The sequence below is a fragment of the Enterobacter cloacae complex sp. 302F9 genome (assembly GCF_050030335.1).
Classification (GTDB): Bacteria; Pseudomonadota; Gammaproteobacteria; order Enterobacterales; family Enterobacteriaceae; genus Enterobacter; species Enterobacter hormaechei_C.
Map to the genome: position 1 here is coordinate 1,736,371 of NZ_JBLGUC010000001.1, position 19,624 is coordinate 1,755,994.

Consider the following 19,624-nt stretch of genomic DNA (forward strand, 5'->3'; position numbering starts at 1 on the left):
ACTGATGAAAAAGGCGGGTTGCAGAGGGTGTTTATGAGACCGCAAATCGACGTTATTCATGGCGATATCACGACGGTACACGTTGACGTGATCGTCAACGCAGCCAATTCCTCCCTGATGGGTGGGGGCGGGGTGGACGGTGCCATTCACCGGGCCGCAGGCCCTCAACTCCTTGAAGCATGCAAAACCGTGCGTCAGCAGCAGGGAGAGTGCCCGCCGGGGCATGCTGTTATTACGCTTGCAGGCGATCTCCCGGCCAAAGCGGTGATCCATACCGTTGGACCCGTCTGGCACGGTGGCGACCGCCATGAGGCTGAGATTCTGGAGCAGGCGTATCGGAACTGCCTGCGGCTTGCGGCGGATAACGGGTATAAGACCATGGCGTTCCCCGCCATTAGCACCGGCGTGTACGGTTATCCAAAGGAAGCGGCAGCTACAATCGCCGTGAATACCGTTTATCACTACCTTTCCCTCAAACCCATGCCGGAAAAAGTCATTTTTGTCTGTTTCGATGAGCACACCGCCGACCTGTATCAGCGGATTTTGACCGCGCGCAGCCAGGCATTTTGATGTCTGAAGTGCAAAAACGGCGCCCTGGAGGCGCCGTTTTGTTATCCCGCTTTAACCTGAGGTTTGCCTGAGAACAGGAAACGCAAAAGCGGGATCCGCAGATGGATTTCATACAACACGATGGCAATGCCAACCACAAAGACCAGGCCGGTGAAGAAGCCCAGCGCATTCGAGGCGATATGCGGCGTTATGTACGCCCCGAAAAACAGCGTCAGCGGATGGTGAACCAGGTAGATAAACAGCGAAGCATTAACGAAATAGGTGACGCGACTGGATTTAAAATTCAGCAGACGATGGCCAAGGGCGAACACCACGTTAACCATCCACAGGCCCATCAGCATCGTTATCACGCTCTCTGTCTCATACATCCACGCGTCCCCGCTGCCATAGCGCTGATTGAGAAGATAGGCGGCAAAGGCCAGCGCAGCACCCACCGCACACCAGGGGGAGGGGGTGGTAAACAGCGCTTTAAGCCGGGGATGAATAAATGCCAGCGCCCCAATCAGGAAGAAGGGAATGTAGAACAGGGTCTGCATCACCACGAAATTAAACAGCCCATCGCTCAGAATGGGAGGGTAGACAATGAGCAGGGTACGCCTGACGGCGGCATACGCGACCCCCAGCGCAAGAAACAGCAGAGACAGCTTGCCCAGGGTGATGTTGGCGAAGAAGGTCGAGGATGCGGTGCTCGCGCGCTGGCGCAGCTGGCTGAAGATCAACAAACTCACCGTGGTTAGCACCACCAGTACCAGCAGGAACCAGAGGTGGGAAATCAGCTCCCAGACCAGGGTATTGTATTTCTCATAGAAGGAGAGATTCGGCCAGTTTTCCGCCTTGCCTTTAACATGCTGCAACATGATGAACTGCGGCAGCGTCAGCAGCGGAATGGCCGTCAACATCGGTATGCCCACGCGCTCCACGCGCACTTTCCACCATCGTTTGAGGGGATAGCGCAAGAAGAGCATGTAAGAGAAATAACCGGAAATGACAAAAAACACCTGCATGCGGAAGGCATGGATAAAATCATTAAACAGCGTCAGCCACCAGGAGGGCATCTGGCTGTTCACGTGCCAGGTGTGGCTGGAATAGATCAGTGAAATATGAAAAGGGATCCCCAATAGCATGAGCCATGCGCGGATCGAGTCGAGGAAATATTCACGTTGTACAGGGGTTGTGCTCATATAACTTTGCGCATTCTCAGACTTTTCGCCTTATCCCTAAGGCTCATAATGGTTACATTCGGAGCCAACCCTACACCAAGACCGACACCCTGTCTCCAGGATAAGCACGCAAAGTGAAAAGCGGGTTCTTTCATTTGCTTAATCCATGAGCCAGCGAGCTGAACAAAGCAGTGATAATGTTGTCGGATTGCCTGAGTTTCCATTAAAATGGATCGGATCGATATAAGCACACAAAGGGGGAAGTGCTTACTTATTATGAAACATAAACCACAAATGATGAAAATGCGTTGGTTGGGTGTAGCAGTGCTGTTGTCACTGTATACCTCATCTGCACTGGCCTTTAACATCGATGATGTCGCAAAACAGGCTAAATCGATGGCGGGCAAGAGCTACGAAGCGCCAAAAAGTAACCTGCCCTCCGTTTTCCGCGACATGAAATACGCGGACTATCAGCAGATCCAGTTCAATCACGATAAAGCGTACTGGAACAATATTAAAACCCCGTTCAAGCTTGAATTTTACCACCAGGGTATGTACTTCGACACGCCGGTTGCCATCAACGAAGTGACGGCGACCGCGGTACGCAAAATCAAGTACAGCCCGGATTATTTCAATTTTGGCGATGTGCAACACGATAAAGACACGGTAAAAGACCTCGGCTTCGCAGGCTTCAAGGTGCTTTATCCGATTAACAGCAAAGATAAAAACGACGAAATCGTCAGCATGCTTGGCGCCAGCTACTTCCGCGTGATTGGCGCGGGGCAGGTGTACGGGCTTTCTGCGCGCGGTCTGGCAATTGATACCGCGCTGCCATCAGGTGAAGAATTTCCACGTTTTCGCGAGTTCTGGATCGAACGTCCAAAACCAACCGACAAACGTCTGACAATTTATGCGCTGCTGGACTCCCCTCGTGCGACAGGCGCTTATCGCTTCGTGATCATGCCAGGGCGTGACACGGTGGTTGACGTACAGTCTAAAGTTTACCTGCGCGATAAAGTGGGCAAACTGGGCGTCGCGCCGCTGACCAGCATGTTCCTGTTCGGGCCGAACCAGCCCTCTCCGGCGACCAATTTCCGTCCTGAACTGCATGATTCCAATGGCCTCTCCATTCATGCGGGTAACGGCGAGTGGATCTGGCGTCCGCTGAACAACCCGAAACACCTCGCCGTCAGCAGCTTTGCGATGGAAAACCCGCAGGGCTTTGGTCTGCTGCAACGTGGCCGTCAGTTCTCCCGCTTTGAAGATCTGGATGACCGCTACGATCTGCGTCCAAGCGCCTGGGTTACGCCGAAAGGCGACTGGGGTAAAGGCAAGGTTGAGCTGGTTGAAATTCCAACTAACGATGAAACCAACGATAACATTGTGGCGTACTGGACACCGGATCAGCTGCCGGAAGCCGGTAAAGAGATGAACTTCAAGTATGCGATCACCTTCAGCCGTGACGAAGACAAACTGCACGCACCGGATAACGCGTATGTAATGCAGACGCGTCGTTCGACGGGTGACGTGAAGCAGTCCAACCTGATTCGTCAGCCGGATGGCACGCTGGCATTTATCGTGGACTTCACCGGGCAGGATATGAAAAAACTGGCCCCGGATACTGCCGTGACGGCACAGGCCAGCATTGGCGATAACGGTGAAATCGTTGAGAACGCCGTGCGTTACAACCCGGTCACCAAAGGGTGGCGTTTGACCCTGCGCGTGAAGGTGAAAGATCCGAAACAGACCACTGAAATGCGCGCCGCGCTGGTCAGTAACGATAAGCCGCTGAGTGAAACCTGGAGCTATCAGCTACCTGCCAATGAATAATACATCTGAATATATTGATGCCATGCCGCTGACGGACATTGAAAAAGCGGCACTCCCTGCGAGCGACATCCGCGCGGTTCACACCGCGCTGGATGGTGAACATCGTCACTTTTCCCGTGATGATGATACGCCGCTGGGGTCAGTGAAGGCACGTCTGGAGCAGGCATGGCCGGACTCGCTGGCAGAAGGGCAGCTAATCAAGGATGACGAAGGGCGTGACCAGCTACAGGCGATGCCGAAGGCCACGCGTTCCTCCATGTTCCCCGATCCGTGGCGCACCAACCCGGTGGGCCGCTTCTGGGATCGCCTGCGTGGGCGTGACGTGACGCCGCGCTATCTGTCACGTCTGACCAAAGAACAGCAGGCATCCGAGCAGAAATGGCGTACCGTGGGAACGATTCGTCGTTACATTCTGCTGCTGCTGACGCTGGCGCAGACGGTTGTCGCCACCTGGTACATGAAAACCATTCTGCCGTACCAGGGCTGGGCGTTGATTAACCCTGCTGACATGATTGGCCAGGATATCTGGGTCTCCTTCATGCAGCTGCTGCCGTATATTTTACAGAGCGGCATTCTTCTGCTGTTCGCGGTGCTGTTCTGTTGGGTCTCTGCCGGGTTCTGGACGGCGCTGATGGGCTTCCTGCAACTGCTGATGGGGCGTGACAAATACAGCATTTCCGCGTCGACGGTCGGGGATGAGCCCCTCAATCCTGAGCACCGTACCGCGCTGATCATGCCTATCTGTAACGAAGACGTTGACCGCGTATTCGCCGGGCTGCGTGCTACCTGGGAGTCCGTGAAGGCGACCGGTAACGCGGCGCATTTCGACGTCTATATCCTGAGCGACAGCTACAATCCGGATATCTGCGTGGCGGAGCAAAAAGCCTGGATGGAGCTGATTGCCGAGGTGCAGGGCGAAGGGCAGATCTTCTACCGTCGTCGTCGTCGGCGTGTTAAGCGTAAGAGCGGAAACATCGATGACTTCTGTCGTCGCTGGGGTAACCAGTACAGCTACATGGTGGTACTGGATGCAGACTCCGTGATGAGCGGCGACTGCCTGAGCGGGCTGGTCCGTCTGATGGAAGCCAACCCGAACGCGGGAATTATTCAGTCCTCGCCAAAAGCGTCCGGTATGGACACGCTGTATGCGCGCTGCCAGCAGTTTGCGACCCGCGTCTACGGGCCGCTGTTTACTGCCGGTCTGCACTTCTGGCAGTTGGGTGAATCCCACTACTGGGGCCACAACGCCATTATCCGCGTGAAGCCATTCATCGAGCACTGCGCCCTGGCGCCGCTGCCGGGTGAAGGGTCGTTTGCCGGGTCCATTCTGTCGCATGACTTTGTGGAAGCTGCGCTGATGCGTCGCGCAGGGTGGGGCGTCTGGATTGCCTACGATCTGCCTGGCTCGTATGAAGAGCTGCCGCCGAACCTGCTGGATGAGCTCAAACGCGACCGCCGCTGGTGTCACGGTAACCTGATGAACTTCCGCCTGTTCCTGGTGAAAGGGATGCACCCTGTTCACCGTGCGGTGTTCCTGACGGGCGTTATGTCCTATCTGTCTGCGCCGCTGTGGTTTATGTTCCTGGCGCTCTCAACCGCGTTGCAGGTTGTGCATGCCCTGACGGAGCCGCAGTATTTCCTGCAACCGCGCCAGCTGTTCCCGGTGTGGCCGCAGTGGCGTCCGGAGCTTGCGATCGCGCTGTTCGCGTCGACCATGGTGCTGCTGTTCCTGCCTAAGCTGCTCAGTATCATTCTGATCTGGTGCAAAGGTTCGAAGGAGTACGGTGGTTTCTGCCGCGTGACCCTTTCACTGCTGCTGGAAGTGCTGTTCTCGGTCCTGCTGGCGCCGGTGCGTATGCTGTTCCATACGGTGTTTGTGGTGAGCGCGTTCCTGGGATGGGAAGTGGTGTGGAATTCACCGCAGCGTGACGATGACTCTACGCCGTGGAGTGAAGCCTTTATGCGCCACGGCTCTCAGCTGCTGCTGGGCCTGGTGTGGGCCGTTGGTATGGCCTGGCTGGATCTGCGTTTCCTGTTCTGGCTTGCGCCGATTGTGTTCTCGCTGATCCTGTCGCCGTTTGTATCGGTGATCTCCAGCCGTTCCACGGTGGGCCTGCGTACCAAACGCTGGAAGCTGTTCCTGATCCCGGAAGAGTATTCTCCGCCGCAGGTGCTGGTGGATACCGATACCTATCTGGAGCAGAACCGCAAACGCACGCTGGATGATGGCTTTATGCATGCCGTGTTTAACCCGTCATTCAACGCGCTGGCAACCGCGATGGCGACGGCGCGTCACCGCGCCAGCCAGGTGCTGGAGATCGCCCGCGATCGCCACGTTGAGCAGGCGCTGAACGAGACGCCAGAAAAGCTTAACCGCGACCGTCGTCTGGTGTTGTTGAGCGATCCGGTGACGATGGCACGGCTTCACTACCGCGTGTGGTCCTCTCCGGAGAGATACTCTTCGTGGGTGAACTACTACAAGGACGTGAAGCTCAATCCGCTGGCCCTGAAGGCGAAGTAAGTTGTTAAGTAGGGCGGGTAAGCGAAGCGCCACCCGCCAAATAAAATACCGGCTTAATCGCCGGTATTTTTTTAGAGGTCAGAAATGAAAGTAATCATTGTCGTCATGATGGCATGCCTGCTCAGCGGTTGCGGCAGCATTATCAGCCGCACCATCCCCGGGCAGGGCCACGGGAATCAGTACTACCCCGGCGTACAGTGGGATGTCCGTGATTCCGCATGGCGCTATCTCACCGTGCTCGATCTGCCGTTTTCTCTGATTTTCGACACGCTACTGCTGCCCATCGATGCCAGCCACGGCCCCTACGAGTAGCGGTGACTTATCGCTCGTCCCATTCGTCCGCTGCGGCCTGACCCTCTTCGGTATCCAGCGGCGGTTCGAGCTGAAACTCACCTTCGTCCCATTCGTGCAGCGTATTTTCTTCCAGCCACTCCTGACGTAACTCAATTTCGTCATAGTCGCCGTCGAATACCGCCTGCGCACCTTCACCACTGAGTATCGGCAGACATTCACCATCTTCACCTTCATCAGCAAAGAATTCGGCCTGCCACATAATATCGCCGTCCTGTAGGACGTATTTTTGGATATTGAGTTGTTGCACGTCAGCATCTTCTTCCTCAACGCCGGGATTATCGGCGAGGAACTCTTCGCGAGCGGCATCAATTGCTTCTTCCAGCGTGGCGTACATGGTCATTGGTGTCTCCCTGTTTTTCGTGAAGGTATTCAGGGAAAGAATAGCTGATTATGTGATTTTGCAAGTATGAATGCGAAAATTAGCCGTCACGATGTGGTCTTATTCGCGCCGGGCGAAGCGCCCGGGATAAGCTGAGCCACGAATAAACGGCGTTGAACAGCACGACGCCTGCCGTCACGATAAAGACCGCCCGGAAACCGAAGCTGGCCGAAATCCCCGCGCCGACCAGCGGTCCGGTGACGTTACCCAGATCGCGAAACGACTGGTTATAACTGAAAATACGACCGGCTATCTGGTTGGTGGAGTTATAGACCAGCAGCGTCTGTACAGCCGGGAGTAGCGCACCATCCGCAGCCCCCAGCAGGAAGCGCAGGACGCCGAGCTGCCACGGAGACTGCACCAACGCCATGGGGATCAGCAGCAGGACGGAGACGATCAGGGCGCAGATCAGGATCTTTTCCGGGCCGATACGGTCTCCCAGCTTGCCGAGCCTCGGCGCGCTCAGTAGCGCCGCCACGCCGGGAACAGAGGCGATTAGGCCGCTGATAAAGGCGATATTACTGACGTTTCCCGCCAGGTCGCGTACGTAGAGCGTCAGTATAGGCGCGATTGAACCGGTGGCCACCTGGATAATCATGGTGGTTACAAACAGGCTCAGCACCAGCTTTGGGTTTTTCAGCGAGGCCAGCACATCCCGGGCGTGCAGCATCTCTTTTTTGGCCACGGGCGTGAAATTCTCGCGGATACAGATAAGCGTCACCAGGAAGCAGAGGAACAGCACGCTGGCGGTAATGAAGAATACCGGCCGCAGTCCGTAGTGGTCGGCCAGCAGCCCGCCCGCCAGTGGGCCCAGCAGTGCGCCGCTTACGCCGCCAGTGGATAGCGTGCCCAACGCCCAGCCGCTTTTCTGGCGCGGGATTTGGGTGGCGATCAGGGCGTTGGCGTTAGGGATAAATCCCCCGAGCAGGCCCAGAAGCGCGCGTAGTATCAGGAACTGCCAGACATTCTGCGCCACCCCCATCAGCAGCATAATGATCGCCATGCCGAGCGCGGAGCGCAGCAGCATAATTTTGCGGCCTTTGCGATCCGCCAGCCCACCCCAGAAAGGCGACGCAATGGCGGAGAACAGGAACGTAATGCTGAACACCAGGCCGGACCACATATTCAGGGCGCTATGTCCGGTGACGCCGAGCTGTTCAACGTAGAGGGGCAGGAAGGGCATCACCAGGCTAAAGGCGGCGCCAGTAAGAAAACAACCCAGCCACGCAACCGTCAGGTTACGTTTCCAGTTTATGGGAGCATCTGTGGGGGACATAACTATCCGCATAATGAGGTGCAGGGCACCGTGAACAGTGAGGTAATAAGCCTGCTAATTATGCGCCCGGGGTATGATTGCCGCAATGACGGGGAGCTTTTAAAGCTAAAACAACATGCGGCCCGGAAGGCCGCACGCAGGTTAATACCGGGAAGGGACGCCCTGAGGCCGGGTTTTAAAGCGGCGATGCAGCCACATGTACTGCTCCGGCGCGAGCATAATGCATTTCTCGACAACGCCGTTCATCCAGCGGGCGGTGGTTTCTGCATCAATCAGCGGTGGCGCGAGTTCCGGCTCCAGCATGATGAGCTGATAGCCTGAACCGTCTGGTTTACGGCGCGGCACAAACGGCACGATAGCCGCTTTGGACATCCGCGCCAGCATCCAGGTCCCGGTGGTCGTCGCTGCATCTTCCACCGCAAAGAACGGGACAAACACGCTGGATTGCGGGCCATAGTCATGATCCGGGGCATACCAGACCACTTCACCTGCTTTCAGGGCGCGGATCATCCCTTTCAGGTCTTTGCGATCGATCATGCTTTTATTGGAGCGCATGCGTCCGTTGGTCTGGATCAAATCGATCACCGGATTATCGTTAGGACGATAAACGCCTATACCCGGCGCCTGCATGCCGAACATGCGCGCGCCAATTTCGAGCGTCAGGAAATGAACGCCAATCAGCAGGACGCCAGTCTGGTTGGCCTGAAGAGTATGCACCGGCTCCATGCCGGTCCCGGCCACTTCCGTCCAGCGCGCCATGCGTTTATCCGACCAGAACCAGGCCATACCGGTCTCCATCAGCCCCATGCCGACAGATTCGAAGTTTTTAATCACCATGTCGTGGCGCTCAGATTCACTCATCTGAGGAAAACAAAGCTCAAGGTTACGATACGCGATCCTGGCGCGACGCTTCATAAACTGCTGAGCAATGCGGCCCAGTCCTTTACCCATGCGGAAAATGACGGGATAAGGCAGCTGTACAATTAGCCACAACAAGCCAATGCCTGACCATGTTAACCAATAGCGGGGATGCAAAAGCGCGGCAGTAAATTTCGGTAACTGGGTCATGTCTGTCCTGTGTTCTAACGTCCTGAAAGGATATTGTCTCATTTTTTAAGGCATAGCCAAAATGTCTGTCATCGAAACATGAAAGAATATGCAAATGTTAAGTCTGATTAATCAGGTTGACTGAAATGTAGCGTAAATTGTGTGGATGTAAATTGTCTTTGTTTGCTATATCATGCCGACCGATTTTTATTTCTCAACGATTGCAGGACTTGTACACCATGCCAGTGTTACACAACCGCGTTTCGAATGAGATGTTGAAAGCGCGTATGTTGGCCGAAACCGAACCGCGCACAACGATCTCTTTCTATAAGTATTTCACCATCGATGATCCCCAGGCGACCCGCGATGCGCTTTACCAGGCTTTTACCGCCCTGAACGTGTTTGGTCGCGTCTATCTGGCGCGTGAGGGGATTAACGCGCAGATCAGCGTGCCGGAAAGCAAGGTCAGCGCCTTCCGCGACCTCCTTTACGGGTTTGATCCGGCGCTTAACGGCTTACGCCTGAACATTGCGCTGGATGATGACGGTAAATCATTCTGGGTGCTGCGCATGAAGGTGCGCGAGCGTATTGTGGCGGATGGCATTGACGATCCGAGCTTCAATGCCGCTAATGTGGGGGAGTACCTGAAGGCCGCTGAAGTGAACGCGATGCTCGACGATCCGGATGCGGTGTTCATTGATATGCGTAACCACTACGAATATGAAGTGGGGCACTTCGAGAATGCGATGGAAATTCCTGCCGACACCTTCCGCGAGCAACTGCCAAAAGCCGTTGAGATGATGCAGGAGCATAAAGACAAAAAGATCGTTATGTACTGCACCGGGGGGATCCGCTGTGAAAAAGCCAGCGCCTGGATGAAGCACAACGGGTTTAATAAAGTCTGGCACATTGAGGGTGGGATCATTGAGTATGCCCGTCGCGCCCGTGAGCAGGGTTTACCGGTGCGTTTTATCGGTAAGAACTTTGTGTTTGACGAGCGTATGGGCGAGCGAATTTCAGAGGACGTGATCGCGCACTGCCACCAGTGCGGTACGCCGTGCGATACGCATACCAACTGCAAAAACGACGGATGTCATCTGCTGTTTATTCAGTGCCCTGCATGTGCCGAGAAGTTTAATGGCTGCTGTAGCGAGCTGTGCAGTGAAGAGAGTATCTTGCCTGAAGAAGAGCAACGTCGTCGCCGTGCCGGACGCGAGAACGGGAATAAGATCTTTAATAAATCCCGGGGCCGACTGAATACCAAACTGGGTATTCCGGACCCGGAGTAAAACACTGCCCGGCGGCGCGAAAGCCTGCCGGGCCTGTTTTATGACTTCTGCTGAACGCCTTCCACCGAAATAATCAACTCAACATCCTGCGATGCCGGGCCTAAATCCGTGGTGATATTAAAATCTTTCAGATGAATTTTGCCTGCGGCTTCAAAGCCAGCACGTTTGCCACCCCACGGATCGTCGCCCTGTCCAATTAATTTGGCATCCAGTGTGACCGGTTTTGTTACGCCGTTCAGCGTCAGATTACCGGTAATAGCGAGCTTATCACCGTCTTTCTTCACCTCTGTCGACGCGAAAGTAGCTTGCGGGAATTTGCCCACGTTCAGAAATTCAGCGCTGCGCAGATGTTTATCACGCTCGGCGTGATTAGTGTCGACGCTGTTGGTATTAATGGTGACGTTCACTTTATCGGCAGCAGGGTTTTTCTCGTCGAAAGTAAATGTGCCATCGAAATCATTGAATGTGCCATATAACCAGCTGTAACCCAGATGCTGAATACGGAAATTGACAAAGGCATGCTGGCCCTCCTTATCAATTTTATAGTCAGCGGCAATGGCCGAACCGGTGGTAAATAGCAGCGAACCTAATGCGATACCCAACAGGCGTTTTTTCATTTTATGCTCCAGAGTCAACTGACGAACGGCCAAGCATGCGCTTCAGCGTATCGTCTTTATCAATAAAGTGATGTTTCAGGGCCGCAAGGCCATGCAGGACAGACAGGATCACCACGCTCCATGCCAGCCACAGATGAACCACACCTGCGGTGTCAGCCTGTGAACCGGCGTCAGCCAGCGTGGCTGGGACGTCAAAAAGCCCAAACACGCTGATCGGTTTACCGTCTGCGGTCGAAATGAGATAGCCGCTGATCAGAATGGCGAACAGCAGGGCATAGAGTGCGATATGTGCGCCAACAGCGCTTATGCGGGTAAGGCGGCCATGGCTTTTGGGCGCTGGAGGGGGCGGAGAGATATGTCGCCAGATCACGCGAAAAACCAGACCCATCATCAGCAGAACCCCAATGCTTTTGTGCAATTCGGGGGCCTGATGATACCAACCGTCATAATAGCTTAATGTCACCATCCAGAGGCCGAGACCAAACATGGCATAGACGGCAAGTGCAAATAGCCAGTGTAAACACATGGATATTATTCCGTAGCGACGGGAGGAGTTACGCCATTGCATATGAATTTCCGTTCTCAAATGACTGAGCAATAAAAATGGACGGGTTAAATAAATAATGCAACTGAAAAAAATGAATAATGTTTTTTATTTAATTTATTTCAGCGAATTTGAATGTGTTTCCGCAATGTATTTCAATCGCTTCGTTCAATAAATTTGAGGTGACGTTTTTTAAAAAATATAAGTTAAATAAATTTAAAGGAGTGTCAATAAACGTCAGCGAGAATTTTCAGAAGAATACAATATAGATAACGTCAATGATCGCCAGCAGCGACCAAAGAACAATGTAGAGCATAAAATGCTCGCGGATGTTATTGATAAAGTAATTCACCAGTCTGCGCATCATGCCTCTATCGCTAAACAGGCCCCGGTTATTCGGAGCCTGTAGAGGTATTATCGATCAAAGCGCGAGAGCGCGAAGGGCTTGAGATCAAACGAAGGCGCGATCCCCTGCGCAAACTGGGCGGCGATTTCACCTAACACAGAGGCAAATTTAAACCCGTGACCGCTGAGTCCGGTTACGAGCAGGGTGTTATCGTGTCCCGGAAGGGTGTCGATGATAAAATCTTCATCCGGGGTGTTGTCGTAGGTGCACGCTGCGCCGTAAAGCAACCCGCCTATGCCCGGCAGGATATTACGCAGGAACGTGAAGGCTTCGGAACCATCCTGCGGATAAGCACCGTAAGGCTTGCGTTCTTCCGCAGAGGAAATTACCTGTCCGCCGTTATGTTTGCCAATCTTGAGCGCGTCTTTTTCCGAGGGGAAACCGTAGAACTGGTCGCCATTGGGTAACTCGCCTGTAAACGCCGGGAATTTGTTCTGGCTGCTGTAACGCCCGTCAGACTGGAACCAGGAGAAGACTTTTCGCACCGGCTGGATGGGTAGGTCCGGCAGCAGTTTCGTCACCCACGTTCCCGCACTCACCAGCAGACGCGTGGCGGTATATTCACCTTCAGAGGTGGTGACGGTTGAACCCTCTGCATGGTGGGTGATGCCCGTGACCGGACAGTTGAACAACTGTGCGCAGCCCGCTTTGGCGGCGAGATCAATCCAGGTCTTAATGGCCGTTTCGCTGTGCAGCACGCCAGAGTTGGCTTCAAACAACCCAATGTAGTCGTCAGGGACAGAAATTTCCGGCCAGCGCGCCATGATGCCGTTTGCATCCAGACGCTCGACGTCCAGGCGGTAGGCTTTCGCGCTCTCCTCGACGGTCGCCAGAAACGTGGAGCTGGCTGGCCCCAGGTTAACGACCCCGGTGCGCTCAAAAATGCGATCTTCGGTGAGTGTGGCCAGCTCATCCCACAGCGTCTGAGCCCGAAGCACCAGCGGTACATAACGTTCACCTTCGCCGTAAGCGTGACGGATCAGACGGGTATCGCCGTGATGGCTTCCTTCAGAGTGGGGGGGAAGGTGGGCGTCAATCATCAGCACTTTCAGACCCGCCTGCGTGGCGTAATAACCGGCGGCAGATCCTACGGAGCCGCTTCCGATAATGATTAAATCGTATTTCATAGGCTTCTCTTTACTAACGCTTTGTTAGCAGAGTAATTAACTAAGTGGGCTTATACAAGAGCGAAATAAATAAGGCACCGCGAGGGTGCCTGTTGAGTGAAAAGGGGCATAAGGTCAATGCCGTTTATACTCATTTTCCTGATAGTCGCCAGATTCTATTTTTGCGATGCCTGCTTCTAAAATAGAGATAAACTGACGGGCGACGTCTGTTGTAAGCCACAGCGTCTGTCCAACTTCCGCTTCATCACGGTTTTGCTGATTTGGGGTCTGGTAGTGCAAACGCAGCATCAGCGCATCGTAGCTGTCTACGGTGCTGATATCCCAGCCAACAAGCGGATGGGTCTGGATGACTTCACTATTCTTTTCCATTATAACCCCCTTAATGCGTGTTAGAAGACAACGACTTTGAGGTTCAATGCATGTTTTTCTGAAAGCAATTTCAGTATATCAATTAATAAGGGTTCAGAAGGAAAAAATAAACGGGTAGCAACACATTTTTATGCTTTTTAGGATTGTTCGAACAATAAAACGCCATCTTGTTCACGATTTTCTAAGAAGATGCTGAAATATTTTGAACTTTCAGGAGACGAAACGAAAAAAAGCCGGGGCGACCCGGCAAAAAAACACAATGAGGGAGCAAATTTTAATCAGTGATGAACCAGTCGTCGGCGCTTTCCCATGTTTCCTGCAAAATTTCGCTGATGCGTTCTTTGTCTTCCTTCGCGCCGCCGATGACGGAAAGATGGTTTGCTGTCGCATAACGTACCGTTACGGCGCCATCGTTTTCAGGAAAAGTGCTGCTAATACGTCGGGATAGTTCACCCGCCAGAGCGTCGAGTGCGCCAGCAGGCAGGACGGTGGATTTGGCAATGGTGACTTCGATACGCATAAATGCCCCCTGTGTAATATACTGTTTATTTATACAGTTATATTGTCGCTTTGACAACAGGGGGCGCGATTTTTTTAGCGTTTTACCGTCCAGTTTACGGTTTCACCGGCCAGGAAGGGGATCAGCGTATCGTCGGTGAGCGCAATCGACGCTTCAACCTGGCTTTCTTTGCGCTCCAGCTCAATGAACGTGTCATTAACCGGCAGACCGTAGAAACGCGGGCCGTTAAGGGAGCAGAAGGCTTCGAAATGGTCTAACGCATTCATCTCTTCAAACACGGTTGCGTAACTTGCCAGGGCGGTCGGGGCGTTAAAGCAGCCTGCACAGCCGCAGCTCGCCTCTTTACGGTGACGGGCATGCGGGGCGGAATCCGTGCCGAGGAACGCGCGCGGGAAGCCGCTGGCGACCAGCTCACGTAGCGCCTGCTGGTGGATGTTGCGCTTGAGGATTGGCAGACAATACAGATGTGGGCGAACGCCGCCCACCAGCATGTGGTTACGGTTAAACATCAGGTGCTGCGGGGTGATGGTGGCGGCAATCAGCTCGTTTCCATCCCGGACATACTCTGCGGCATCTTTAGTCGTAATGTGTTCAAACACCACTTTCAGCCCCGGAAGACGCTGGCGCAGCGGCTCCATGACCGTTTCGATAAAACGTGCTTCGCGATCGAAAATATCAATGTCAGCGTGGGTCACTTCCCCGTGCACCAGCAGCGGCATGCCCAGTTTTTGCATACGCTCCAGAACAGGCATGATGGCATCAATACTGGTCACCCCATGGCTGGAGTTGGTGGTGGCATTCGCCGGGTAGAGCTTCGCGGCGGTGAATACACCTTCGTTAAACCCGCGCTCAACTTCATTCGGATCCAGCGAGTCCGTCAGGTAGCAGGTCATCAATGGGGTAAAATCGTGTCCGGCCGGAACGGCGTCAAGGATACGCTGGCGATAGGCAATCGCGGCCTCGACGGTAGTGACTGGCGGAACCAGGTTAGGCATAACAATCGCACGGCCATAAATTTCGCTGGTATACGGCACGACGGTTTTCAGCATGTCGCCATCACGAAGATGGATATGCCAGTCGTCTGGGCGGCGGATTTTGAGAACCTGGGATTGTACAGTCATGGAAGCTCCGGCTTGAAAGAGATCAGTCATAAGAGGGCTGTTTTTGCCGGACACAAATCATAAGCGGAAACGTTTTCGTTTGCACACTATTCCGTTAAAAAAAACGGGCGCCTGAGCGCCCGGAGTGTTTAGTCGGTGAAAGGGATGATGATTTCACCCGGTTTCACCTCTATCCCTTTGGCATATTTTTTCGCCAGGGATTCGCCTTTGCTCTTGTCTTCGCTCAGAACATAGGCAGGCTGTTGGTTAAAGTAGTTCTGCAACGACTGGTTGAGATACGGCATCAGCGTTTGCAGCACCGGTTTCATTTTTTCCGGCGTCACAACTGCATCGACGATTTCCATCTCATGCAGGAAAATGGCCCCTTTCTCTTTATTCAAGACCGGCAGCGCCTTGAGCTTCAGCTTGATATCCGCTTTCTGATTGCCGAAGAGCGAGGTCATATCGAGGCTGGCATCGCCGGAAAGGGTGACTTTGTTAGGCTCCTCGCGCCCAATCTGGCTGGCGAGATTCGTCAGGACGATATGCGCATCCGCAAGGCCGGGCACGCCGATATCTTTTGAAAAGTTATTATGTTTTTCCAGCGCCTGATTAATTTCCTGCTCACTGACGGTGTACTGCGTAAGCTGGTTACATCCCACCAGCAGACCACTGACAATTAACGCAGCGGCAATAACGATCTTTTTCATGGCGTTCCTCAACATAAAATCGGCGCATCTGTCCTGATACGCCAGTATGTCAGGGTGATCCAACAGAAACCAGCAGAAAAAACTGATAGTGAAAGAGGGTCAGGCGCCAGGCTCCAGCATCCCGCGGGTGCTGCGTTTATCACTGAACTGCCACCAGAGGGCAATCAGCGTCATAAAGCCGACCATGCCGAGCATGACCCACGGCAGCTCCGGCTGATGGAGCGCTTTTCCGGCATCAAACAGCCAGCCGCCACCGGTGTAACCCAGTGCGCCGCCAAGCGCCAGCCCGAGACGGCTGAAGCCCATGTAGCTGCCTCGGGCCCGGGCGTCGGCAAGTGACGCGCTCAGCGTTTCACGGGCTGGCTCGGCAATGATTGAACCAATATAGAAGGTGCAGATGAGCATAAACAGTTGCTGAAGCGAACTCACCAGGCCGATGGGCATCATGCTCAGCGTCATCAGCAACAGCCCGGCCATCAGACGGTGCTCAAGCCGGAAACGGCGCTCGCTCCAGCGGGCAATCGGATAGAGCAGCGTCAGAGAGAGGCAGGCCTCAATGGCATACATCCATTTCACCGCTGCCGGCGTGCCGGCAATATCGTTAACCATAATGGGCAGCATCAGCATGACCTGCACGGCGAGCATGTAGTAGCCGGTCAGGGTTAACACATAGGTGACGAAGCGTTTATCGCTCAGCACGCGGTCAAGCCCTTCCCGCACAGGCGCCTTCACCGTCGACAGCTTCCACGCGGGCAGAAACAGACCGTTAAACAGCGCGCAGAGAATAAACAACACCGCGCCGGTGGCGCAGACCAGGCGGAAATCGTATTGCAGCAGCCAGCTTCCCAGCAGGGCGCCCACCACCGCGCCAGCGCTGTCCTGCATCATCAAAATGGAGAAGAAGCGCCCCCGGTGTTGCGGACGGATAAGCTTAACCACCAGCGCGGTACGCGGTGGGTCGAAAAGGGTGCCGCCAATCCCGGAAAGGAAACAGGAGAACCACAGCAGCCAGGGTTCATGAGCGATTGCCATGGTGGCGAATCCCGCCGCACGTAACAGCATGCCGGTAACGATCATCGGTTTCGCGCCGAAGCGGTCGGCTATTGCGCCGCCAAACACGCCCAGACCCTGTTGTACAAACTGGCGTAGACCCAGCGCGATCCCGACCATCAATGCCGCCCAGCCCATTTGATCGACAAAACGAATCGATATAAGCGGAAAAACGACAAAAAAGCCGAGCACGACCAGCATGTTATCGACGAGCAGGAAATATTTACCCAGGCTCCTGGCCTGTGATACGCGGGACATTTTCCCTCCAGGGAAAATAAAAGGTGAGCACGCTAACATTCTGCGGTGTCGCCGGGCTTTTTCCCATACCCGCTGGCGACAATATTTTTTTATCAAAAAGGTGCTTTGATAGAGAGTTCTCATCGAAAAATGTGAAAAACGATCAAAATGGTATGTCACTGTTTTCACAGAAGGCACAGGCGCAGGTATAGTAAAGCTAACAGGCAGAGCAGAAGCGACGGGAAGGAGTGGTAACGATGTTTGGCTATCGCAGTAATGTGCCAAAAGTGCGTCTGACGACGGACAGGCTGGTCGTTCGTCTGGTGCATGAGCGTGATGCCTGGCGTCTGGCGGATTATTACGCCGAGAATCGCCAGTTTTTAAAACCCTGGGAACCCGTTCGGGACGAGAGCCACTGCTACCCCTCTGGCTGGCAGGCGCGCCTCAGTATGATTGCAGAATTTCATAAACAGGGAAGTGCGTTTTATTTCGCGCTTCTCGATCCGGAAGAGAAAGAGATCGTTGGCATTGCCAATTTTTCAAACGTGGTACGCGGGTCGTTTCACGCCTGTTACCTCGGGTATTCCATCGGTCAGAAATGGCAGGGGCAGGGGCTCATGTTTGAGGCGCTGACGGCGGCGATTCGCTACATGCAGCGCACGCAACATATCCATCGCATTATGGCCAACTACATGCCGCACAATAAGCGCAGCGGCGATCTGCTGGCCCGCCTGGGGTTTGAGAAAGAGGGCTATGCCAAAGATTATCTGCTGATTGACGGCGAGTGGCGGGACCATGTGCTCACCGCGCTCACCACCCAGGAGTGGACCGCGGGTCGTTAAGGAGAAAAAATGAAATATCAGTTAAATGGCGCCGAAGCGCGCGTGGTCGGCTGCCTTCTGGAAAAGCAGGTCACCACGCCGGAACAGTATCCTCTGTCCGTGAATTCCGTCACGATGGCCTGCAACCAGAAGACGAACCGTGAGCCGGTGATGAACCTTGGCGAGCACGAGGTGCAGGATATCCTTGATGAGCTGGTGAAGCGCCACTACCTGCGCACCGTCAGCGGCTTCGGTAATCGCGTCACTAAATATGAACAGCGCTTTTGTAATTCCGAATTTGGCGATTTAAAACTCAGTGCCGCGGAAGTGGCAGTGATCACCACGCTGCTGCTGCGCGGGGCGCAGACGCCGGGTGAACTGCGCACGCGCGCCTCCCGCATGCATGAGTTTCAGGATATGCAGGACGTTGAACAGACGCTGGAGCGATTAGCCTCACGCGAGGACGGTCCTTACGTGGTGCGTCTGCCACGCGAGCCGGGCAAGCGTGAAAGCCGCTACATGCACCTTTTTAGCGGCGACGTTGAGCCCTCTGCGCTGGCCGTAGAATCCGACACGCCAGCATCAAACGACAGCCTGAACGCGCGCGTGGCGGCCCTGGAAGACGAGGTTGCCGGGCTGAAGCAGCGTCTGGATGCGTTACTCGCACATCTGGGAGATTAATCGTGACAACATTACGCATTGGTGTTGTGGGGCTGGGAGGGATCGCGCAAAAAGCCTGGCTGCCCGTTTTAGGCGCCGCGTCCGACTGGACGCTGCAAGGGGCGTGGTCGCCCACCCGCGAGAAAGCAGAGCGCATCTGCAAAACCTGGCGCATCCCTTATGCCGGTTCGCTACAGGATTTAGCCCGTGAATGTGATGCGGTATTTGTGCATACCTCAACCGCGACGCACTACCAGGTGGTGAGCGAGTTGCTTAACGCAGGCGTTCACGTCTGCGTGGATAAACCCCTGGCGGAAAATGTACAGGATGCTGAGCGACTGATTGAGCTGGCCGCGCGTAAAAAGCTGACGCTGATGGTCGGCTTCAACCGCCGTTTTGCGCCGCTCTATCAGCAGCTTAAAGCGCAGTCCGGCTCGTTCGCCTCCCTGCGTATGGATAAGCACCGTACCGACAGCGTGGGGCCGAACGATCTGCACTTCACGCTGCTGGATGATTATCTCCACGTCGTGGATACGGCCCTTTGGCTGAGTAACGGAAAAGCCCAGCTGCAAAGCGGCACGCTGCTGACTAACGAGCAGGGTGAGATGGTTTACGCCGAACATCATTTTGCCGTTGAGCATTTGCAGGTGACGACCAGCATGCATCGTCGGGCGGGCAGCCAGCGCGAGTCCGTGCAGGCCGTTACGGATGGCGCGCTGTATGACGTCACCGATATGCGAGAGTGGCGGGAAGAGAAGGGCAATGGCGTGGTCGCGTTACCGGTTCCCGGCTGGCAAAGCACCCTGGAGCAGCGTGGCTTCGTGGGCTGCGCGCGTCACTTCATCACCTGCGTGCAGAATCAGACGGTTCCTGAAACGTCCGGGGAGCAGGCTATTCTGGCGCAGCGCATTGTGGAACGACTCTGGCGCGAAGCCATGTCGGAATAACGCGTTGTAACATCTGCCGATAGTAATTCGTTGAAATCCGGTTAGACTAAGCGCCGCTTGTTGGCTTTGCCGGGTGGCGCTAACGCTTGC

At 54.6% G+C, this 19,624-nt stretch carries 21 protein-coding genes; 8 read left to right on the forward strand and 13 right to left on the reverse strand.

Annotated features, from left to right (window positions below):
- The first annotated feature begins 33 nt into the window (after positions 1-33).
- A complete protein-coding gene (gene ymdB, locus ACQG0T_RS08160) occupies positions 34-570 on the forward strand; it encodes an O-acetyl-ADP-ribose deacetylase (protein WP_015570849.1) in 537 nt (178 codons plus the stop codon).
- 41 nt (positions 571-611) lie between these two features.
- Here the strand turns inward: ymdB and mdoC are convergent, their stop codons facing one another.
- Positions 612-1,751, reverse strand: coding sequence for a glucans biosynthesis protein MdoC (mdoC, locus tag ACQG0T_RS08165; protein WP_017384749.1), 1,140 nt, complete (start codon positions 1,749-1,751; stop codon positions 612-614).
- Between the two features lie 255 nt (positions 1,752-2,006).
- On the opposite strand from mdoC, the gene mdoG reads away from it, so the two are divergent.
- The 3 genes from mdoG to ACQG0T_RS08180 all read left to right on the forward strand — a co-directional run bounded on the left by mdoG (position 2,007) and on the right by ACQG0T_RS08180 (position 6,393).
- Positions 2,007-3,560 (forward strand): glucans biosynthesis protein MdoG, encoded by a 1,554-nt coding sequence (mdoG, locus tag ACQG0T_RS08170; RefSeq protein WP_015570847.1) that lies wholly within the window; start codon positions 2,007-2,009, stop codon positions 3,558-3,560.
- Positions 3,553-6,081: a glucans biosynthesis glucosyltransferase MdoH gene (gene mdoH / locus ACQG0T_RS08175; protein WP_003858032.1), complete on the forward strand. Its 2,529-nt coding sequence runs from the start codon at positions 3,553-3,555 to the stop codon at positions 6,079-6,081. The genes mdoG and mdoH overlap by 8 nt, the downstream gene beginning before the upstream one ends.
- Before the next feature lie 84 nt (positions 6,082-6,165).
- The gene (locus ACQG0T_RS08180) at positions 6,166-6,393 is read left to right on the forward strand and encodes a YceK/YidQ family lipoprotein (protein WP_003858030.1); all 228 of its coding nucleotides are present in this window, start codon (positions 6,166-6,168) and stop codon (positions 6,391-6,393) included.
- Between the two features lie 7 nt (positions 6,394-6,400).
- On the opposite strand, the gene ACQG0T_RS08185 is transcribed toward ACQG0T_RS08180, so the two are convergent.
- The 3 genes from ACQG0T_RS08185 to ACQG0T_RS08195 form a co-directional block, all read right to left on the reverse strand.
- On the reverse strand, positions 6,401-6,775 hold the full coding sequence (locus ACQG0T_RS08185; protein WP_015570844.1) for a MysB family protein: 375 nt from the start codon (positions 6,773-6,775) through the stop codon (positions 6,401-6,403).
- A 79-nt stretch (positions 6,776-6,854) separates the two neighbouring features.
- Complete coding sequence (gene mdtG, locus ACQG0T_RS08190) at positions 6,855-8,090, reverse strand: multidrug efflux MFS transporter MdtG (protein ID WP_017693650.1); 1,236 nt, start codon at positions 8,088-8,090, stop codon at positions 6,855-6,857.
- Positions 8,091-8,231: 141 nt separating this feature from the next.
- Positions 8,232-9,158: a Kdo(2)-lipid IV(A) acyltransferase gene (locus tag ACQG0T_RS08195; protein ID WP_017693649.1), complete on the reverse strand. Its 927-nt coding sequence runs from the start codon at positions 9,156-9,158 to the stop codon at positions 8,232-8,234.
- Positions 9,159-9,376: 218 nt separating this feature from the next.
- Between ACQG0T_RS08195 and ACQG0T_RS08200 the strand changes: the two genes are divergently transcribed.
- Entirely contained in the window at positions 9,377-10,426 is a 1,050-nt protein-coding gene (locus ACQG0T_RS08200; RefSeq protein ID WP_015570841.1) for a rhodanese-related sulfurtransferase, read from the forward strand.
- 38 nt (positions 10,427-10,464) lie between these two features.
- On the opposite strand, the gene ACQG0T_RS08205 is transcribed toward ACQG0T_RS08200, so the two are convergent.
- The 9 genes from ACQG0T_RS08205 to mdtH all read right to left on the reverse strand — a co-directional run bounded on the left by ACQG0T_RS08205 (position 10,465) and on the right by mdtH (position 17,127).
- Positions 10,465-11,043, reverse strand: a complete 579-nt coding sequence (locus tag ACQG0T_RS08205) for a YceI family protein (protein WP_017384744.1) — start codon at positions 11,041-11,043, stop codon at positions 10,465-10,467.
- Between the two features lies 1 nt (position 11,044).
- The gene (locus ACQG0T_RS08210; protein WP_017384743.1) at positions 11,045-11,611 is read right to left on the reverse strand and encodes a cytochrome b; all 567 of its coding nucleotides are present in this window, start codon (positions 11,609-11,611) and stop codon (positions 11,045-11,047) included.
- Positions 11,612-11,837: 226 nt separating this feature from the next.
- A complete protein-coding gene (locus tag ACQG0T_RS08215; RefSeq protein WP_023303419.1) occupies positions 11,838-11,951 on the reverse strand; it encodes a YceO family protein in 114 nt (37 codons plus the stop codon).
- A gap of 50 nt (positions 11,952-12,001) precedes the next feature.
- A complete protein-coding gene (gene solA / locus ACQG0T_RS08220) occupies positions 12,002-13,120 on the reverse strand; it encodes an N-methyl-L-tryptophan oxidase (protein WP_023303420.1) in 1,119 nt (372 codons plus the stop codon).
- Positions 13,121-13,234: 114 nt separating this feature from the next.
- The gene (gene bssS, locus ACQG0T_RS08225) at positions 13,235-13,489 is read right to left on the reverse strand and encodes a biofilm formation regulator BssS (RefSeq protein WP_015570838.1); all 255 of its coding nucleotides are present in this window, start codon (positions 13,487-13,489) and stop codon (positions 13,235-13,237) included.
- A 274-nt stretch (positions 13,490-13,763) separates the two neighbouring features.
- Positions 13,764-14,009: a DNA damage-inducible protein I gene (dinI, locus tag ACQG0T_RS08230; protein ID WP_017384741.1), complete on the reverse strand. Its 246-nt coding sequence runs from the start codon at positions 14,007-14,009 to the stop codon at positions 13,764-13,766.
- A 74-nt stretch (positions 14,010-14,083) separates the two neighbouring features.
- A complete protein-coding gene (pyrC, locus tag ACQG0T_RS08235) occupies positions 14,084-15,130 on the reverse strand; it encodes a dihydroorotase (protein WP_017384740.1) in 1,047 nt (348 codons plus the stop codon).
- A 128-nt stretch (positions 15,131-15,258) separates the two neighbouring features.
- Entirely contained in the window at positions 15,259-15,819 is a 561-nt protein-coding gene (locus tag ACQG0T_RS08240) for a lipoprotein (RefSeq protein WP_058686326.1), read from the reverse strand.
- Between the two features lie 99 nt (positions 15,820-15,918).
- On the reverse strand, positions 15,919-17,127 hold the full coding sequence (gene mdtH, locus ACQG0T_RS08245) for a multidrug efflux MFS transporter MdtH (protein ID WP_003858008.1): 1,209 nt from the start codon (positions 17,125-17,127) through the stop codon (positions 15,919-15,921).
- Between the two features lie 236 nt (positions 17,128-17,363).
- Here mdtH and rimJ point away from each other — a divergent pair, with 236 nt between their 5' ends.
- From rimJ to ACQG0T_RS08260, 3 genes are read left to right on the forward strand one after another with little or no spacing between them, the layout of a single operon-like run.
- Positions 17,364-17,948 (forward strand): ribosomal protein S5-alanine N-acetyltransferase, encoded by a 585-nt coding sequence (gene rimJ / locus ACQG0T_RS08250; protein WP_003858007.1) that lies wholly within the window; start codon positions 17,364-17,366, stop codon positions 17,946-17,948.
- 9 nt (positions 17,949-17,957) lie between these two features.
- Positions 17,958-18,608: a YceH family protein gene (locus ACQG0T_RS08255; RefSeq protein WP_023303423.1), complete on the forward strand. Its 651-nt coding sequence runs from the start codon at positions 17,958-17,960 to the stop codon at positions 18,606-18,608.
- A gap of 2 nt (positions 18,609-18,610) precedes the next feature.
- Complete coding sequence (locus ACQG0T_RS08260; RefSeq protein ID WP_047719352.1) at positions 18,611-19,534, forward strand: Gfo/Idh/MocA family protein; 924 nt, start codon at positions 18,611-18,613, stop codon at positions 19,532-19,534.
- Positions 19,535-19,624 lie beyond the last annotated feature (90 nt).

Bases quoted from the DNA above. Each gene is read 5' to 3' on its own strand.
- ACQG0T_RS08210 (WP_017384743.1), bottom strand. From the start codon at position 11,611: ATGCAATGGCGTAACTCCTCCCGTCGCTACGGAATAATATCCATGTGT.
- mdoC (WP_017384749.1), bottom strand. From the start codon at position 1,751: ATGAGCACAACCCCTGTACAACGTGAATATTTCCTCGACTCGATCCGC.
- mdtH (WP_003858008.1), bottom strand. From the start codon at position 17,127: ATGTCCCGCGTATCACAGGCCAGGAGCCTGGGTAAATATTTCCTGCTC.
- pyrC (WP_017384740.1), bottom strand. From the start codon at position 15,130: ATGACTGTACAATCCCAGGTTCTCAAAATCCGCCGCCCAGACGACTGG.
- solA (WP_023303420.1), bottom strand. From the start codon at position 13,120: ATGAAATACGATTTAATCATTATCGGAAGCGGCTCCGTAGGATCTGCC.
- mdoH (WP_003858032.1), top strand. From the start codon at position 3,553: ATGAATAATACATCTGAATATATTGATGCCATGCCGCTGACGGACATT.
- ACQG0T_RS08185 (WP_015570844.1), bottom strand. From the start codon at position 6,775: ATGACCATGTACGCCACGCTGGAAGAAGCAATTGATGCCGCTCGCGAA.
- ACQG0T_RS08200 (WP_015570841.1), top strand. From the start codon at position 9,377: ATGCCAGTGTTACACAACCGCGTTTCGAATGAGATGTTGAAAGCGCGT.
- bssS (WP_015570838.1), bottom strand. From the start codon at position 13,489: ATGGAAAAGAATAGTGAAGTCATCCAGACCCATCCGCTTGTTGGCTGG.
- ymdB (WP_015570849.1), top strand. From the start codon at position 34: ATGAGACCGCAAATCGACGTTATTCATGGCGATATCACGACGGTACAC.
- mdtG (WP_017693650.1), bottom strand. From the start codon at position 8,090: ATGTCCCCCACAGATGCTCCCATAAACTGGAAACGTAACCTGACGGTT.
- ACQG0T_RS08215 (WP_023303419.1), bottom strand. From the start codon at position 11,951: ATGCGCAGACTGGTGAATTACTTTATCAATAACATCCGCGAGCATTTT.
- ACQG0T_RS08205 (WP_017384744.1), bottom strand. From the start codon at position 11,043: ATGAAAAAACGCCTGTTGGGTATCGCATTAGGTTCGCTGCTATTTACC.
- rimJ (WP_003858007.1), top strand. From the start codon at position 17,364: ATGTTTGGCTATCGCAGTAATGTGCCAAAAGTGCGTCTGACGACGGAC.
- ACQG0T_RS08255 (WP_023303423.1), top strand. From the start codon at position 17,958: ATGAAATATCAGTTAAATGGCGCCGAAGCGCGCGTGGTCGGCTGCCTT.
- mdoG (WP_015570847.1), top strand. From the start codon at position 2,007: ATGAAACATAAACCACAAATGATGAAAATGCGTTGGTTGGGTGTAGCA.
- ACQG0T_RS08180 (WP_003858030.1), top strand. From the start codon at position 6,166: ATGAAAGTAATCATTGTCGTCATGATGGCATGCCTGCTCAGCGGTTGC.
- ACQG0T_RS08240 (WP_058686326.1), bottom strand. From the start codon at position 15,819: ATGAAAAAGATCGTTATTGCCGCTGCGTTAATTGTCAGTGGTCTGCTG.
- ACQG0T_RS08195 (WP_017693649.1), bottom strand. From the start codon at position 9,158: ATGACCCAGTTACCGAAATTTACTGCCGCGCTTTTGCATCCCCGCTAT.
- dinI (WP_017384741.1), bottom strand. From the start codon at position 14,009: ATGCGTATCGAAGTCACCATTGCCAAATCCACCGTCCTGCCTGCTGGC.